This window comes from Conchiformibius steedae (assembly GCF_014054725.1).
Lineage (GTDB): Bacteria > Pseudomonadota > Gammaproteobacteria > Burkholderiales > Neisseriaceae > Conchiformibius > Conchiformibius steedae.
On record NZ_CP059563.1, the window covers coordinates 1,991,101 to 2,006,706 of the forward strand.

The following is a 15,606-nucleotide window of genomic DNA, read 5'->3' on the forward strand; positions in this document are numbered from 1 at the left end:
TATGGCAAGAAAAAATTATCCCTTAATCTTCATATCCGTTCGGATTGCCACTCTGCCAATGCCACGCATCGCGCATCATTTCGTCCAAACCGCGTTGCGCCTGCCAACCGATTTCGGCAGCGGCTTTGGCGGGGTCAGCATAACACACGGCAATATCCCCTGCACGGCGCGGCTGCAAGGCATAAGGCACAGTTTGCCCCGATGCCGCTTCAAACGCCCGCACAATCTCCAACACCGAATAACCGCGCCCCGTTCCCAAATTATAAATATGTACGCCCGCTGTGCTGCCTTTGCGTTCCAAAGCCGCCACATGCCCCTGCGCCAAATCCACCACATGAATATAATCGCGCACCCCCGTGCCGTCGGGCGTGGGATAGTCGCTGCCGAATACCGACAACTGCGCCAGTTTGCCTGCCGCCACTTGGCACACATAGGGCAACAGATTATTGGGAATACCATTGGGCATTTCGCCGATTTGTCCGCTTTCGTGTGCGCCAACAGGATTGAAATAGCGCAACAAAATCACGCTCCAACGCGCATCTGCCGCCGCCAAATCCTGCAACACACGCTCCACCATGTGCTTGGACGTGCCGTAAGGATTGGTGGTTGCGCCTGTGGGGTCGTTTTCGCTGATGGGCACGCGCTGCGGGTCGCCATACACGGTGGCAGACGAACTGAAGACTATGCTACGCACCCCCGCTTTTTCCATTTCTTCCAATAAAATCAGGCTTCCGCCTACATTATTGTCGTAATACGCTAAAGGTTTCTGCACACTTTCGCCCACGGCTTTTAAGGCGGCAAAATGCATCACGCTGTCAATTTTGTGTTCGGCAAACACGCGCTGCAATAAGGCGCGGTCGCGGATGTCGCCCTGATAAAACACGGGCGTGTGCCCGCTGATGCGGGCAATGCGTTGCAAAACCTTGGCAGACGAATTGACCAAATTATCGAGAATAATCGGGGTGTGCCCCGCCGCCAGCAGTTCAACAACCGTGTGTGCGCCAATAAAACCGCAACCGCCCGTTACCAAAATATTCATGCTTGGATTCCTTATTTTTTAATTGGATATTAAGGCATTACGCCGTTGGGCAGCAGCTGCCACACATAACCGGGGTATTTCATTTTGCCTGCGGTTTGTCCTGCCGCATCGCCATAGCCCCAAAAAAAATCCACACGCACCGCACCTTTAATCGCGCCGCCTGTGTCCTGCGCCACAATCAGGCGGTTTAAACCTTGACGGGTATCAGGGTGAGTGGTGGCAATAAAAATCGGTGCGCCCAAGGTAATAAACTGACGGTCCACCGCGCCCGAAAAACCACCGCTCAAAGGCACGCCCAATGCGCCAATCGGTCCTTCGTGCGGTGCGCCTTCCAAGGGGCGGAAAAAGACATAGCTGGGATTTTGTCCCAATACTTCCGCCAAACGGCCGGGATTGGCAGCCAACCACGATTTGATGTTTTGCATGGACGTTTGCGACAACGGCAAATAACCGCGGTCTGCCATGTATTTGCCAATGGAAACATAGGAATGGGCGTTTTTATCGGCATAGCCCAAACGCAAAAAACGTCCGTTGGGGGTACGCACACGCCCCGAACCTTGAATATGCAGAAAAAACAGTTCTACAGGGTCGTCTGCATAGCCCAAAATCGGCGCACGTCCGTCTAATGCGCCGCCGTTGATTTGGTGGCGGGTAAAGTAGGGAACAAAGCGGTTGCCTTCAAAACGTCCTTTTAGATGGGTGGTGTTGGTAACGGGCGAAAATTTAGACAAATCCGCCGTATAAGCACCGTTTGCCATAATTGCGCCTGTATTGGGCGCGGTGGGATTAACGCGCACGGTGGCGCGGCTGCCTTTTAAAGACGGCGGCAGCGGCACGGATACAAAATCGGCAGGCACGCCGTAAATCGGGAAACGCGAACGCGCAGTCGGGCGCACATCGCCACCGAGTACAGGTTCGTAATAGCCTGTAAACAAGCCCTGTGTCTTACCGCCCTGACTTACCTGCCACGCAGTAAAGTAGCGTTCAAAAAAGGCTTTGGCGGCACGGTGGTCAGGTGGCGTAGCGGCTGCCTGACGGCACACCCCCGCCCATTCGGCGCGTGATGCCAGCTTCATGCAGCTTTTGCGGAATGCGTCTAAAGAAGCGGCAAAAGGCTGGCTGTGCCATTCGGGCAAGTGTTGGTAAGACACCACACGGAAAGTCGCCCCGCCCGCGCCCTGACGCACAAAGCCTTCAGGCGGTGCTGTACCCACAGGCGGCGCAACCGTTCCGCCACCCGTATCGGGACGACTAATACCCCCTCCCCAAAAACAGCCCGATAACACCGCTGCCGCCACACCCCAGCAGGCATAACGCCACAAAGATTTTTGATTCATACCGAAAACCACTACTTATCTATTTCTTAAAATACAATATATTACAACTTAGCAAACACCAAATCCCACACCCCGTGCCCCAAACGCTTGCCCCGCGCCTCAAACTTGGTTTCGGGACGGTAAGCAGGCACGGGCGCAAAATCCGCCGCCGTATTCTTCAGCTCGGCAAAACCGCTCAACACTTCCAGCATTTGCAACGCATATTCTTCCCAATCCGTTGCCAAATGAATATAGCCGCCACTGTGCAGCTTGGGCAACAGCTTGGCAACAAAAGGCGTTTGAATCAAACGGCGTTTGTGGTGGCGTTTTTTGTGCCACGGGTCGGGGAAAAAAATATGAATCCCGCGCAGGCTGTTGTCGGACAACATATTTTCCACAATTTCCACCGCATCGTGGCGCATTACCCGCACATTGTGCAAATCCTGCTCTGCCAACAACTTGCACAAATTGCCCACCCCCGGACCATGCACGTCTGCCGCCAAAAAATCATAATCGGGCAAACGGCGGGCGATTTCAGCCGTTGCCGTACCCATACCAAAACCAATTTCCAACACCTTGGGCGCATCACGCCCGAACACGCGGTTTAAATCCACCGCTTCCGCGCGGTAATCCAAGCCCAAACGCGCCCAGTTTTCATCAATGGCGCGTTGTTGCGCCGCAGTCATATGCCCTTGGCGCAACACAAACGATTTGATGCTGCGGCGGTGTTCGGGTTCGGAAACGGACAGATGTTCGGCAGGTGTGTCAGACTTCATGATTTTATCGGCATAAAAATGGAAAAACGGCGGCGATTATAGACGATTGCCCGAATATTTGTAACAATCCCCGTTTTTTCCCCGCATCATCATGCCCCGATTCCACCCCCGCGCCCGCAAACGCAGCCGTGATTTTCCCTTTTCCCGCATTTTGCGCCAACGCTTCATCCTGTATTTTGACAACCGCAGCAGCCTTGCGGTCCCCCCCGAAGCCGATTTTTACCGCTGGTTGTGGCAGGCACTCAAACCCCATTGCCGCCGCGTCCACATCAGCCTGATGCTGTTTGACGAAGAGCAAGCCCGCAGCTACAACCGCGACTACCGTGGCAAAGATTACGCCACCAATGTTTTGAGTTTTGAAAGTGGTTACGACCACACCAATACCTTGCAAGGCGATTTGATTATCTGCCCGCAAGTGGTGCTGCGCGAAGCCGCCGAACAAGGCAAAACCCCAACCGCCCATTTCGCCCATCTTGCCATACACGGCGCACTGCACCTGCTCGGTTACGACCACTTAAACGACAGCGACGCCGAAATCATGGAAGCCCTTGAAATCCGTACCATGGCACAATTGGGCTTTGCCAATCCCTACGTTTCCACACACAGCTAACACATAAAGTATGGTTCTATGTGTTGCCCTGATTCAGACGGAATAACGCCCCGCCCGAACACAAGCGGATTTTACCGCCGTAAATAACAGGGTTTCAAACCACAAAAAGGAACAAGATGAACAACCCCTTCCACGCCCTCAAACAATGGCTGGCACGCCGCTTTGCCCCGCACACCCGCCCGCAACTGCTGCAACTGCTGCGCCAATCGCCCGAACTGCTCGGCGGCGACACCCTCAAACACATCGAATCGCTGCTGGCATTTGAACAACTCGCCGTGCGCGATGCCATGATGACCCGCGCCCAAATGGACGTTGTCAAAACCACCGACAGCATCGAGCGCATCATCGCCTATGTTGCCGAAACCGCCCATTCGCGCTTTCCCGTCATCGCAGACGACAAAGACCACGTTTTAGGCATTTTGCACGCCAAAGACCTGCTTAAATACACGCTTAATCCCGAAGCCTTCCGTTTGGAAAGCGTGTTGCGCCCCGCCGTGTTTGTTCCCGAAGGCAAATCGCTGGTTGCCCTGCTCAAAGACTTTCAAAGCGGACGACACCACATGGCAGTGGTGGTGGACGAATACGGCGGCGTATCGGGTTTGGTTACCTTTGAAGATTTGATTGAACAGATTGTTGGCAAAATTGAAGACGAGTTTGACGAAGACGACAGCGCCGACCATATTTTTCCCGTGTCGTCCGAACGCTGGCGCATCCACGCCGCTACCGAAATCAGCGACATCAACGCATTTTTCGGCACACAGTTCAGCAACGAAGAAGCCGATACCATCGGCGGACTGGTGATTCAGCAATTGGGACACCTGCCCGTGCGTGGCGAAAAAGTACAGTTGGGCGATTTGCTGTTTACCGTAGCCCGCGCCGACAACCGCCGTTTGCACACCCTGATGGCAACCCGCACCAAAGACGACCAAGCACAAAGCGATTCAGACAATTAAAAACAATCATCTCTTTCATCAACACCAAAAGGGTATCAAACCATGCCATCTGCCCGATACACCCTACTGCTTTTCAGTTGGGTAGTTTGCAGCACAGCTCCAGCAGAAGTTTTACTGATTAACGGCTTTTATCCCGCCAACTGCCACAACAGGTTTTATTCCGAAACAGGCAATCCCTCACTCATCCGCACCGTAGTGGTAGGCAAAACCGAACATGCCACCGCATTAAGTTTTGACAACCAGCCGCCACAGCCGTTTAGCCAAACGGTAAAACAATGGCTGCTTACCCAAGCCCAAGCGTTGTTAGCGGATGCCCCTGCTGCCATCTCCCCGCTGCGCCCCATTATTCCCCCCAAAATGGCAGATGATTTAGCCTGCCGCGACCGTGCCAAACTGCTGCTGCAAACCTTGCACGATGCCGCTGCCGAAAACCGCCGACACATGGACGACAAACATTATATCCCTTATGATATTCAAGGATGGTTTACACACTTACAATCCGATGACGAATTAATTAAAATATTGCAATAGCAAGAAAGGGGTCAATCCATGTCTGCTATAAAATACCCGTCCTTATTGATTGCACTGTTTTTATTGCCCTTATCCGCACCCGCCAAAGTGGTGATAACGGGCGGATTTACACCTGCCTGCCATCAACGCACTTATACCGAAACGGGCAATCCCGATTTAAAACGATACCAAATACACGAAACCGAAACCGTCATCAGCGTTCATCCCGAATATTCGCCACCAGCCAATATGCAAACCGTTCAGCAATGGCTGCTTACCCAAGCCCAAGCGTTTTTAGCGGATGCGCCCGCTGCCACCTCCCCGCTGCGCCCCATTATTCCCCCCAAAATAGCAGATGATTTGGCTTGCCGCGACCGCGCCAAACTGCTGCTGCAAACCTTGCGCGATGCCACCACAGAAAACCGCCGACACATGGGCGACAAACACTATATTCCTTATGATATACAAGGATTTTTCACACGCCTGCAATCCGATAACGAACTGATGAAGATGATGTAATCATATATTTTGTGATACAAAGGAATATAATATGCGATTTCACATATTTGGCTTGTGTCTGCTGCTGATGTGTCCAAGCACATACGCCGAAGTGGTTTTACACAGCGGTTTTCACCGTTCGCCAATATGCGGCGATACTGCACCCCAATCCGCCCATACTGCCACCCCTGCTATTCGGGATTACTCGCCCCCAAATACCGCGCCCACAATAAAGAATATTCGCTTTGTCAAAATACAAAACTATTCCCGCAAACAATTCAACACATGGCGCGAAGATTTTGCCAAAAAAGTATTGTCGTTACTGAATACTGTACCGCTATCCGAACCCACCCTTGCTTTGCAGCAACATTGGTCTGTTCACATAGCTGACGACACCACTCAAACACAGCATTGTCCCGATTATTTGAATACCCAATACCGTCTGTTACAGCAATTGGCAGCAGACCCCCGCCACAATCGGTTGGTGCTTGCCCACACCGTTAATGAGTTAAACAAACTGTATCTGACCCAATACGACAACGACAACGCTGATTTAAAACAATTGCTTCAAAAGCATATTGCTTCAGATACAGATGTTTATCATTATTTATTAAAAACATTCCGTTTAAGATAAATACCAACAGACCTAGGGAGTGAATAATGTTGAAAAAATATGGCTTTATCCTGTGGCTGCTGCCCGTTACAGCAGCGGCGCAATCTTGCCATTGGCGCAACATTGATTTTGCCACACGCCAACACCAGTGGCTGATTCTCAGTGCCCCCGATGCGCCGTTTTTTCCCGTCAGCGACATTATCATCACGCGAAACGGCTGGAGAGTAAAACCCTTGCACAGCAAATACCGTCCTGTGCGTGTGCGCGCCCTTGGCAGCAACCGTTACCGTTTTTCTTTGCGCGACAGGGCTTTTGCCTTGGATTACCCCAATTCGCGCAGCGACCCTGATTTCTCAAAATATCAGCTATTTAGTCGCGGCGGCAGTTATACCGTCACTTTGTTTTATGCGCAAAACTGCCGCCATGTGGCTTATGCCGAAATCCGCCACACCTTAATCCATCAGGGCAAAAAATATGATTTAAAACAAAAATTGCTTCCTGTAGCAGATTTGGTCAGGGTGGGTTGAACCTTGCTTCCCCATTTAATTGCGTATGCGTTACAATGGCATGCATATTGATTACTCTAGGAAAAAAGATGAATTTACCCCATCCAGCGCAAGTCAAACAACAAATTGTCGCCTTTACCGAAAAAGCAGTGGCACAATTTTTGCAACAACACCCCCGATTTAAGCTTTTATGCCTTCTGCTATGATTTAAATATGGCATATGGCGAGATTAATCTGTCTTTTAATACTGAACAGGCATTTGCTGAAACTTTGCAAGATTATCAAACACATGATCCCGAAACGTACCACCAAGCTGAACAACAGCTACTGCTAAAATACCACTCAGGCGATTGGGCATACGCCTGTTTTGATACATTATATGTTTGGGAACAAGAAATTGAAGCAGAACTCAAGCGATTCCTGCATGATGATAATGATGAGAGATTACAGGCTTTTTTAAAAGAACTGAATGATTTTTTTGCTGATTGTTTGGCTGCGTTTACCCAAACGCCCACTTATCACGCCATCCCGAAAACAGCGGATTTTATTGCATTCAGTTTAGACCACGATGAAAGCCCTGATGTGGTTTTGGAACAATTATAGTATAGATAGGTTGGGTTGAAGCGCAGCACAAATCCGACATTTTTATTTTATTTGAAAAAGTTGGGTTACGGCTTTGCCTAACCCAACCTACCTATACTTTGCTGTTAAAGCTTGGGTTTTGGGGTATTGATTATCTTCATATTTTCCTCTAATACCGCCAAATCAAACCAGCCTGCCATGATAAACAGCGACAACAACAGCGAACCCGCTATCATAGCCACAACAAAATACGCCAAATAGCCCAATAAAACCTTGCCTGCGCCTTGTTTACCGATGTGGTAAAAACCAATGCACTGCACCCAAAATATCCACGACAACCAAAACACCCACACAGGCGCAGTTTGTGGCAAATAAAACACCAGCACAATGGGTAGAATCAATGCTTCGGTCAGGACGCTGTAACCAAACAGCGGCAGGCGCGTTCCGCCAAAATACGCCAGCACCGCCGACATCGTCCGCGCCAGCAACACACAACGCAGCAGCGACAACAGCATAATAAACGCTAACGTGGCGTGTCCGCTGCCAAAGAAAGGGACAGCAGCAGGGGTTTGTACCGCGCCCACCGCTGCCAGCACCGCCAAACACAGCGGCAGCGGGTAATGGTATTCGCCCGCTTCGCGGAAACGCAGGCGCAACACCTGTCCCGCATCGCTAAAAAATTGGCTGATATTCATGGTTTTATATTCCTTGATGAATGGTGTGTGTTTAAATATCCGCTTCCACGCGGTCGCCTTCGGCTTCCATCCACGCCCGCCGCGCCGCTGCTTCGCCCTTGCCCATCAATTTGACAAAAACGGCTTCGGTATCGGTATCATTGATTTGCACACGCAGCAAACGGCGGGTGTCGGGGTGCATGGCGGTGTCTTTGAGCTGGTCGGGATTCATTTCGCCCAAACCTTTAAAACGACTGACGCTGTAGGCGTTTTCTTTGATTTTTTCTTTGTGCAGCTTGGCTAAAATACTGTCCAATTCGGCTTGGTCCAGCGCGTACAGCTTGCGGGCAGGACGGTTTTTGCCCTGCGCGTTTACATCCACGCGGAACAGCGGCGGTTGCGCCACATAAATATGCCCGTGTTCAATCAGTTTGGGGAAATGGCGGTAAAACAGCGTCAGCAGCAACACCTGAATATGCGCCCCATCCACATCGGCATCCGACAAAATGGCGATTTTGCCGTAACGCAAACCGCTTAAATCCACTTCATCATCTGCGCCGTGCGGATCCACACCGATTGCCACGGCAATATCGTGAATTTCGGCATTGCCGAATAATTGGTCGCGGTGAACCTCAAAGCTGTTCAACACCTTGCCGCGCAAAGGCAAAATGGCTTGCGTGGCTTTGTCCCGTGCCAGTTTCGCCGAACCGCCTGCCGAATCGCCTTCCACCAAAAACAATTCGTTTTCGCGGATGTCTTCGCTTTCGCAATCGGTGAGCTTACCGGGCAACACCGCCACGCCGCTGCCTTTTTTCTTTTCAATTTTCTTAACCGAACGCAAACGCGCCTGCGCCTGACTAATCGCCAGTTCTGCGATTTTTTTACCGTGGGCAATATTTTGATTTAACCACAATTCCAGCGGGTCGCCGCACACCGTTGCCACCAGCTTCAGCGCATCGCGGCTGGTGAGTTTGTCCTTGGTTTGCCCCTGAAACTGCGGGTCCAGCAAACGCGCCGACAACACAAAACACGCCCGCGCAAACACATCATCGCTTTGCAGTTTTACCCCGCGCGGCAGCAGGTTGTGGTGTTGCACAAAATTGGCAACCGCATGAAACGCCGCCTGTTTCAGCCCCGCTTCGTGCGTACCGCCCAAGGGCGTGGGAATCAGGTTTACATAACTTTCGCCCGCACACGCGCCCTCTTCCAGCCAAGTCAGCGCAAACGCCGCGCCCTCGCCCGCGCTAAACGGACTGTCGGGCATATTGGCAGACACATAATTTTCCGCCGCAAACACAGGAACAGCCGTTTCCGCGCCGTTTAACAAATCGTGCAGATAATCGGTTAAACCGTTGGGATAACGCCAAACCTGCGTTTCGGGCAAGCCCTTAACAGGACGGGTTAAACGCACGGTTACGCCTTGCAACAGCACCGCTTTGGCGCGTAACAGCCGTTCCAGTTCGGCGATATTGTAATGGGAGCTGTCAAAATAGCGCGGGTCGGGATACACGCGGATTTCCGTTCCCGTTTCCTTAATGGGGCAACGGTCAATTTCCGCCAAAGGCTCAATCACTTCCCCACCTGCAAACACCATGCGCCACACACGCCCGTCACGGCGCACCGTCACTTCCAAGCGTTGCGAAAGCGCATTGGTTACCGACACACCCACACCGTGCAAACCGCCCGAAAACGCATACGCACCACCACCCGACTGCTTATCAAATTTCCCACCCGCGTGCAGGCGCGTAAACACCAGTTCCACCACAGGAATATTTTCTTCAGGATGCAAACCTGTGGGAATACCACGCCCATTGTCGCACACCGACAGCGAACCGTCTGCATGAATGTGTACGTCAATTTCGCTGGCAAAACCGCCCAATGCTTCATCGGCAGCGTTGTCAATCACCTCTTGGCAGATATGGGTGGGACTGTCGGTGCGGGTGTACATACCGGGGCGTTGTTTAACGGGTTCCAGCCCCTTTAATACTTGAATACTGGCTTCAGAATAGGCGTTCATGCTGTTGCGCGTGTGAGAAAAAGAAAAACGGCGTATTTTACGCGAAAACGGCAAAAAGCGATTCCCGTTTTGCCTGTAAAAATACCGATGCTGCGCCCGTATGACGGCAGCAGCATCGGTAGATTTCTGCGTATCAGTTAAAAAACCTTATTCGCAGCTGGATTTGCCCGTGCGATGGTTAATCACTTTGCGCTCAATCAGCAGCTTTTGCATTTCGGGGTGGTTACGCGTGCAGGCATACGATAAAGCACTTTGATTATACGCGCCCAATTTGGTGTCTTGGGTGGTGGTAACCAAATTCGGGTTCGCGCCCAAAGACAATAAATATTTCACCGTTTCAATGCGGTTGTTGCTGGCAGCCACCATCAGCAGGGTTTCGCCGTCGCTTTCTACGCTTTGGTCGTTTAAATCGGTGCTGTCTTTCAGCAGCGCATAAACTTTGCGGACGATATTGGTGTTTTTACCCAAAACGGCGGATTTCAACACATTATACACATCGCCACGGTCAGTCGCTTGCAGGCTCGCGCCTTGGGCAATCAGGTAGTCCACCATGTCTTCATAGCCGATAAACGCCGCCCAACCCAAAGCGGTTTGCCCCAGAGAAGCTTCATCTTTGGCCTCCAAGTTCTGACCGTTTTGCACCATGCGTTTTACCGTTGCCAAATCGCCGCGTTTCACGGCATCAAACCAAGCGGCATCAGGTCCTTCAGAGGGTTTGTCGTAAAAAATGCGCCAAGACAGTTTTTTCGGATTGGCGATGTCTTGCATTTCTTCCATGCTGAAGCGGAAACCGTTTTGGCTTTTTGCGCTTTGGGTTTGCGGCTGTGAAGCGGCAGCAGTTTGCGCTTCGGGCAAGGTGCAGGCTGTCTGAAACAAGCACACAGTAGCAACTGCCAAGATTTTTTTATTTAACATTTTGTTTTTCCTTATGTGTAGTGGTGTAAAAAGTTTAAACTAAAGTTCCGCGCAAACTAAACGTAAACGCTTCAGTAATTTCCAAATCCACCATTTGATGAATCAAATCGGGCGTACCCGTAAAATTAACCACGCGGTTATTGGCGGTACGCGCTTGCAGTTGGTCGGGGTCTTTTTTGGAAATGCCTTCTACCAAACAACGCTGTACCGTACCCAACATGGTTTGGTTAATGCGGGCGGTTTCGGCTTCAATCACTTCGTTCAAGGCTTCCAAACGGCGCACTTTTTCGGCGTGCGGGGTGTCGTCGGGCAGATTGGCGGCGGGCGTGCCGGGGCGCGGGCTGTAAATAAATACAAAGCTCAAGTCAAACGCCACGTCTTTTACCAGTTTTAAGGTTTGCTCAAATTCGCGCTCGGTTTCACCAGGGAAACCGACAATAAAATCCGAACTCAAGCACAAATCGGGGCGGATGGCGCGTAATTTACGCACAATGGATTTGTATTCCAAAGCAGTATAACCGCGCTTCATCGCCGCCAATACGCGGTCAGAACCGCTTTGCACGGGCAAATGCAGGTGCGAAACCAGTTTCGGCAAATCGCGGTAACACTCAATAATCGCATCGGAAAACTCGCGCGGGTGGCTGGTGGTAAAGCGCATCCGTTCAATACCGGGGATTTCATGCACAATCCGCAGCAGAGTAGCAAAATCGCAAATGCCGCCGTCGTCCATCGCGCCGCGATAGGCGTTTACATTTTGTCCCAATAGATTGATTTCTTTAACACCTTGCTGTGCCAAGCCTGCAATTTCGGTCAGCACATCGCTTAAAGGGCGCGAAAATTCTTCACCGCGCGTATAAGGCACCACGCAGAAACTGCAATATTTGGAACAGCCTTCCATAATGGAAACAAAGGCGCTGCCGCCGTCCACACGCGCAGGCGGCAGGTGGTCAAATTTTTCAATTTCGGGAAAGGAAATATCCACTTGCGAATAACCGCTGGTTTCCTTGTCGGCAATCATTTGCGGCAAGCGGTGCAGGGTTTGCGGACCAAACACCACGTCCACATAAGGCGCACGTTTGACAATTTCCTCGCCCTCTTGCGATGCCACGCAACCGCCCACGCCGATAATCAGCTTGGGATTTTTTTCTTTTAGCGGGCGCACCCGTCCCAAATCGGAAAACACTTTTTCCTGCGCCTTTTCGCGCACCGAGCAGGTGTTAAACAGAATAATATCGGCTTCTTCGGCGGTGGCAACTTGTTCCAAATCCTCGCCTTCCGACAAAACGGACAACATTTTTTCGCTGTCGTATTCGTTCATTTGGCAGCCGAAAGTGCGGATAAATACTTTTTTCATGGTTTTCAATCTCTTTCAGGATTCCCGTAATTGCGGGGCTGACGGTTTGCCGCGCCACAAGCGCAACAAACGATAATTTCAGGCTGCCTGAAATCTTCCAAGCAGCCTGAACGGTTAAAAGCGCGTATTATATCGGTTTTTATCCGCCGATAGTTACGCCCACAAGGAAAAAACATCATGATTGATTTTATTCGGGAAAGCCAAGAAGTTATCCGCCAAATCCCCTTGTCGCGCGAATGGCTGTACACCATTATCCTGATTCCCACCATTATTTTGACCAAACTGGTGCTGCTGCGCCTGCATTTCCGCCAACATCCCGAATTGGAAATTGACGAAAAACGCCGCATTGTGGTGATGGGTCGCAACATTACCTTAATGCTCTGTATTTTCGTGCTGTTTTTGGTGTGGGCAACGCAGATTCAAACTTTCGCCCTGTCCATGGTGGCATTGGCGGCGGCAGCGGTGCTGGCATTAAAAGAACTGATTATGTGTTTATCAGGCAGCTTGGTGCGCTTTGCCAATAAACAATATTCCGTAGGCGACTACATTGAAATCAACCACATACGCGGGCGCGTGATTGATATTAACCTATTGAATACTTTGGTGATGCAAATTGGACCGAATCCGCTAATAGGGCGTTTATCAGGCAAAACCGTTTCTTTTCCCAACAGCCTGCTGCTGAGTTTTCCGCTCTACCGCGACAATATTTTGGGCAGCTATGTGGTGCATATGTTTGATATTCCCGTGCCGATTCATTTGGATTCGGATGCGATTGTGCCGCGCTTGGAAGCGGTGCTTTTGGAAAAATGTTCGCCCTATATTGATGAAATTTCGGCGCATTTGGAAGCGGTGCAGGTGCAGAAACTGTTTATTACCCCACCCGCACAACCCAGCATCAGCCGCGTGCCTTATGATGACAAAGTATATAACTTGGCGGTGCGCTTTGCTGCGCCCGTGGGCTTGCGGGTGGATATTCAACAAGCGGTATTGGATGAGTTTATTCGGGTACAATACCGTTTGCTAAATCCTTAATGACCTTGAGATTTTAAAATTTCCAAGGCTTTTTTAGCATCTTCATGGTTTTGTGCAGCGGCTTTTTCAAACCATTGGCGTGCTGTTTGGTCGTTTTTCGCCACACCATACCCGTTATAATACAAACTACCAAGCCCATATTGCGCAACAGCATGATTTTGCGCAGCGGCTTTTTCATACCATTTACGCGCAGCTTGATAATCTTGCTTTACCCCCCAGCCAAGCGCATATAAACTACCTAGATTATGTTGTGCAGTAGCATGATTTTGCGCAGCCGCCTTTTCAAACCATTGACGTGCTGTTTGGTAATTTTGTGTTACACCACGCCCATGTACATATAAATTACCCAAATTACTTTGTGCGCCAGCATGATTCTGTGCAACAGCTTTTTCAAACCACTGACGCGCAGCTTGATAATTTTGCTTTACGCCCCAGCCATGCTCATACAATATACCCAGTGCGTATTGTGCTTCAGCATGATTTTGTGCCGCTGCTTTACTAAACCACTGATAAGCACTTGGATAGTTTTGCCCTACACCCAATCCGTCTTTATACAAAATACCCAATCCAACTTGAGCATCAGAATTACCCTGAGCAGCCGATTTTTCAAACCATTGTCTCGCGGTTTGATAATTTTTTGTTATAAATTTGCGCGGATTTTGACACGTTTTTGCGTTAATTTTGTCATACAGCACATGACAAAACAATCGCAAAATTTTAAAGCCCATTGCTCATCTTGGAAAATAAATCAGCCCTGCTATTAAAGCAGGGCTATTGCTATATATGCCACTCAATAGCCATACTATTGCTTGGCTCTGTCGCCCCGATAAAGCATCATGCACCTATCGTTAATCACCAATTAGGGGCTGACCATGCTGGCTTACAATATTTACAACGGCTTTTGCAAACACCTGTTTGATGTGGGCGTGGAAGTGTACGAAGTACCGTTTGACCTTGCCGCCGCCGCGTTGCAAAAGCACCTGCAGGGTGTATCTAAAGCGGAAGCTGCTGCATTTTTGGACGGCTGCGACGGTGGCGATTTTGCTGCCGACTTATTGTATTATCTGAATGAACAAGGCAGCGGTTATGATTGGGACAAGCCCGATGCACTTGTCTCACTGCAAAGTGCGCTTGACCGCGTTTGTGCTGATTGGCTGGCAGATGCTGTAAGCCCGCGCCCACGCAGCACGGATTTTTTAAGAACGGCATATCTGGGTTGCCGCAGGTTAATACAGGCATAAGACAACGGCAGGGGTAACACCCTGCCGTTTTTTCAGGCTGTCTGAATCCCGCTAGAAGCGGTAAACCAAATTATCCTCGTAAACCGCTTGTTGGTTAATATGGGTGGTCAGGCTGATTTTTTGGTAGTCCTTGAACCTGTCCCAGCCCTCCATCTTATCGCCAATCACCAAATCCAAATACTCAAGTAGCTCGCTGCGCGTTGATGAAAAGAACACAAACGGCGGTCGCACCAGCCGCATCAGGCGCAAAAATTGTACCATGCCGAAGTAACCTGCCTTGCGGTAGCTGCCCTGCTGGGTACAGACATAAGGCGGGTCTAATACCAGCAGGGTTTTGGGGTCGTCCAGGTGCGGCGGAAGCAGCTCGTGATAGGGCTGGCTGACAATCTCAAGCCCGTCTAAATAGTCGGTGGCATCGGGGTAATCGTGCTGGCGCACGCAGTGGTAAAACTGATGGCTGTATAAATCAGGTAAATCGCGTGCGGTCTTGCCGCTAAACAACAGCCATGCCGCCAAACAGTCCAAATCCAAGTAACCGCCAAAGCCGTTAATCGCTGCTTCGGCTGCTTTTTTGACCGCATCGGGTAGCCGTTTTTGTCGCGGCTGGTGTTGAAGCAAATCGGCAAGAATCTGGCGCAGGCGGTTGGTGTCGGGGATATGTGCCAGCCGCTCGGCATAGCCGTCAAAATCATTATAGATAACGCGGGCGGCGGGCTTGCAGCGTTTGGCGGTGTGGGCGAGTAAGCCGCTGCCGCCAAAGGCATCAATAATGGTCCAGCCTGCACCATCGCCATCTAAATGCTGATTTAATAGGGATTTAAAGTGGTTTAAAAAGCGGCGTTTTTGCCCTGTGAACGGCAAAGGTGCTTGTGTATATGCCATATATCTCCTTAATGGCGGTACTCACGGCACTCTGTTGGAAAAACAAACAACCGCCATCGCTGATGACGGTTATCAATAAGCATGATAA

The 15,606-nt window shown here is 50.5% G+C and carries 18 protein-coding genes; 9 read left to right on the plus strand and 9 right to left on the minus strand.

Annotated elements, in window-relative coordinates; translation table 11 throughout:
* Positions 1-22: 22 nt before the first annotated feature.
* Genes galE through trmB form a run of 3 tightly spaced genes read right to left on the minus strand, consistent with a single transcriptional unit; the run spans position 23 to position 3,131 of the window.
* A complete protein-coding gene (gene galE / locus H3L98_RS10155; RefSeq protein ID WP_027021931.1) occupies positions 23-1,039 on the minus strand; it encodes a UDP-glucose 4-epimerase GalE in 1,017 nt (338 codons plus the stop codon).
* Positions 1,040-1,068: 29 nt separating this feature from the next.
* On the minus strand, positions 1,069-2,376 hold the full coding sequence (gene mltA, locus H3L98_RS10160) for a murein transglycosylase A (protein WP_027021932.1): 1,308 nt from the start codon (positions 2,374-2,376) through the stop codon (positions 1,069-1,071).
* A 41-nt stretch (positions 2,377-2,417) separates the two neighbouring features.
* Positions 2,418-3,131 (minus strand): tRNA (guanosine(46)-N7)-methyltransferase TrmB, encoded by a 714-nt coding sequence (trmB, locus tag H3L98_RS10165; protein ID WP_027021933.1) that lies wholly within the window; start codon positions 3,129-3,131, stop codon positions 2,418-2,420.
* Between the two features lie 91 nt (positions 3,132-3,222).
* Here trmB and ybeY point away from each other — a divergent pair, with 91 nt between their 5' ends.
* From ybeY to H3L98_RS10200, 7 genes are all read left to right on the plus strand, one after another.
* The gene (ybeY, locus tag H3L98_RS10170; protein WP_034333185.1) at positions 3,223-3,741 is read left to right on the plus strand and encodes an rRNA maturation RNase YbeY; all 519 of its coding nucleotides are present in this window, start codon (positions 3,223-3,225) and stop codon (positions 3,739-3,741) included.
* Between the two features lie 116 nt (positions 3,742-3,857).
* Positions 3,858-4,694 (plus strand): HlyC/CorC family transporter, encoded by an 837-nt coding sequence (locus H3L98_RS10175; protein WP_027021935.1) that lies wholly within the window; start codon positions 3,858-3,860, stop codon positions 4,692-4,694.
* A gap of 42 nt (positions 4,695-4,736) precedes the next feature.
* Positions 4,737-5,225 carry a hypothetical protein gene (locus H3L98_RS10180; RefSeq protein WP_027021936.1) on the plus strand — a complete coding sequence of 163 codons (489 nt, stop codon included), beginning with the start codon at positions 4,737-4,739 and terminating at the stop codon, positions 5,223-5,225.
* A gap of 18 nt (positions 5,226-5,243) precedes the next feature.
* Entirely contained in the window at positions 5,244-5,723 is a 480-nt protein-coding gene (locus H3L98_RS10185) for a hypothetical protein (protein WP_027021937.1), read from the plus strand.
* A 31-nt stretch (positions 5,724-5,754) separates the two neighbouring features.
* A complete protein-coding gene (locus tag H3L98_RS10190; RefSeq protein ID WP_156932256.1) occupies positions 5,755-6,336 on the plus strand; it encodes a hypothetical protein in 582 nt (193 codons plus the stop codon).
* Between the two features lie 26 nt (positions 6,337-6,362).
* Positions 6,363-6,842 carry a hypothetical protein gene (locus H3L98_RS10195; RefSeq protein WP_027021939.1) on the plus strand — a complete coding sequence of 160 codons (480 nt, stop codon included), beginning with the start codon at positions 6,363-6,365 and terminating at the stop codon, positions 6,840-6,842.
* A 105-nt stretch (positions 6,843-6,947) separates the two neighbouring features.
* Complete coding sequence (locus H3L98_RS10200) at positions 6,948-7,424, plus strand: DUF4303 domain-containing protein (RefSeq protein WP_051532038.1); 477 nt, start codon at positions 6,948-6,950, stop codon at positions 7,422-7,424.
* A 104-nt stretch (positions 7,425-7,528) separates the two neighbouring features.
* Here H3L98_RS10200 and H3L98_RS10205 read toward each other — a convergent pair whose 3' ends face one another.
* The 4 genes from H3L98_RS10205 to miaB all read right to left on the minus strand — a co-directional run bounded on the left by H3L98_RS10205 (position 7,529) and on the right by miaB (position 12,363).
* On the minus strand, positions 7,529-8,098 hold the full coding sequence (locus H3L98_RS10205) for a hypothetical protein (protein WP_051532039.1): 570 nt from the start codon (positions 8,096-8,098) through the stop codon (positions 7,529-7,531).
* Between the two features lie 31 nt (positions 8,099-8,129).
* Complete coding sequence (parE, locus tag H3L98_RS10210) at positions 8,130-10,094, minus strand: DNA topoisomerase IV subunit B (protein WP_027021941.1); 1,965 nt, start codon at positions 10,092-10,094, stop codon at positions 8,130-8,132.
* A 147-nt stretch (positions 10,095-10,241) separates the two neighbouring features.
* On the minus strand, positions 10,242-11,009 hold the full coding sequence (locus H3L98_RS10215; RefSeq protein ID WP_084481863.1) for an ankyrin repeat domain-containing protein: 768 nt from the start codon (positions 11,007-11,009) through the stop codon (positions 10,242-10,244).
* 34 nt (positions 11,010-11,043) lie between these two features.
* On the minus strand, positions 11,044-12,363 hold the full coding sequence (gene miaB / locus H3L98_RS10220) for a tRNA (N6-isopentenyl adenosine(37)-C2)-methylthiotransferase MiaB (RefSeq protein WP_027021943.1): 1,320 nt from the start codon (positions 12,361-12,363) through the stop codon (positions 11,044-11,046).
* A 177-nt stretch (positions 12,364-12,540) separates the two neighbouring features.
* Here miaB and H3L98_RS10225 point away from each other — a divergent pair, with 177 nt between their 5' ends.
* Positions 12,541-13,395, plus strand: coding sequence for a mechanosensitive ion channel family protein (locus tag H3L98_RS10225; RefSeq protein WP_051532040.1), 855 nt, complete (start codon positions 12,541-12,543; stop codon positions 13,393-13,395).
* Here H3L98_RS10225 and H3L98_RS10230 read toward each other — a convergent pair.
* A complete protein-coding gene (locus H3L98_RS10230) occupies positions 13,392-14,123 on the minus strand; it encodes a tetratricopeptide repeat protein (RefSeq protein WP_084481864.1) in 732 nt (243 codons plus the stop codon). The genes H3L98_RS10225 and H3L98_RS10230 overlap by 4 nt on opposite strands.
* Before the next feature lie 144 nt (positions 14,124-14,267).
* Here H3L98_RS10230 and H3L98_RS10235 point away from each other — a divergent pair, with 144 nt between their 5' ends.
* Positions 14,268-14,636 carry a hypothetical protein gene (locus H3L98_RS10235; RefSeq protein WP_027021945.1) on the plus strand — a complete coding sequence of 123 codons (369 nt, stop codon included), beginning with the start codon at positions 14,268-14,270 and terminating at the stop codon, positions 14,634-14,636.
* Positions 14,637-14,687: 51 nt separating this feature from the next.
* Here H3L98_RS10235 and H3L98_RS10240 read toward each other — a convergent pair whose 3' ends face one another.
* A complete protein-coding gene (locus H3L98_RS10240) occupies positions 14,688-15,518 on the minus strand; it encodes a DNA adenine methylase (protein WP_027021946.1) in 831 nt (276 codons plus the stop codon).
* Between the last annotated feature and the right edge of the window lie 88 nt (positions 15,519-15,606).

Bases quoted from the DNA above. Each gene is read 5' to 3' on its own strand.
- H3L98_RS10230 (WP_084481864.1), bottom strand. From the start codon at position 14,123: ATGGGCTTTAAAATTTTGCGATTGTTTTGTCATGTGCTGTATGACAAA.
- H3L98_RS10180 (WP_027021936.1), top strand. From the start codon at position 4,737: ATGCCATCTGCCCGATACACCCTACTGCTTTTCAGTTGGGTAGTTTGC.
- parE (WP_027021941.1), bottom strand. From the start codon at position 10,094: ATGAACGCCTATTCTGAAGCCAGTATTCAAGTATTAAAGGGGCTGGAA.
- H3L98_RS10205 (WP_051532039.1), bottom strand. From the start codon at position 8,098: ATGAATATCAGCCAATTTTTTAGCGATGCGGGACAGGTGTTGCGCCTG.
- H3L98_RS10185 (WP_027021937.1), top strand. From the start codon at position 5,244: ATGTCTGCTATAAAATACCCGTCCTTATTGATTGCACTGTTTTTATTG.
- galE (WP_027021931.1), bottom strand. From the start codon at position 1,039: ATGAATATTTTGGTAACGGGCGGTTGCGGTTTTATTGGCGCACACACG.
- miaB (WP_027021943.1), bottom strand. From the start codon at position 12,363: ATGAAAAAAGTATTTATCCGCACTTTCGGCTGCCAAATGAACGAATAC.
- trmB (WP_027021933.1), bottom strand. From the start codon at position 3,131: ATGAAGTCTGACACACCTGCCGAACATCTGTCCGTTTCCGAACCCGAA.
- mltA (WP_027021932.1), bottom strand. From the start codon at position 2,376: ATGAATCAAAAATCTTTGTGGCGTTATGCCTGCTGGGGTGTGGCGGCA.
- H3L98_RS10240 (WP_027021946.1), bottom strand. From the start codon at position 15,518: ATGGCATATACACAAGCACCTTTGCCGTTCACAGGGCAAAAACGCCGC.
- H3L98_RS10215 (WP_084481863.1), bottom strand. From the start codon at position 11,009: ATGTTAAATAAAAAAATCTTGGCAGTTGCTACTGTGTGCTTGTTTCAG.
- H3L98_RS10225 (WP_051532040.1), top strand. From the start codon at position 12,541: ATGATTGATTTTATTCGGGAAAGCCAAGAAGTTATCCGCCAAATCCCC.
- H3L98_RS10235 (WP_027021945.1), top strand. From the start codon at position 14,268: ATGCTGGCTTACAATATTTACAACGGCTTTTGCAAACACCTGTTTGAT.
- ybeY (WP_034333185.1), top strand. From the start codon at position 3,223: ATGCCCCGATTCCACCCCCGCGCCCGCAAACGCAGCCGTGATTTTCCC.
- H3L98_RS10190 (WP_156932256.1), top strand. From the start codon at position 5,755: ATGCGATTTCACATATTTGGCTTGTGTCTGCTGCTGATGTGTCCAAGC.
- H3L98_RS10175 (WP_027021935.1), top strand. From the start codon at position 3,858: ATGAACAACCCCTTCCACGCCCTCAAACAATGGCTGGCACGCCGCTTT.
- H3L98_RS10195 (WP_027021939.1), top strand. From the start codon at position 6,363: ATGTTGAAAAAATATGGCTTTATCCTGTGGCTGCTGCCCGTTACAGCA.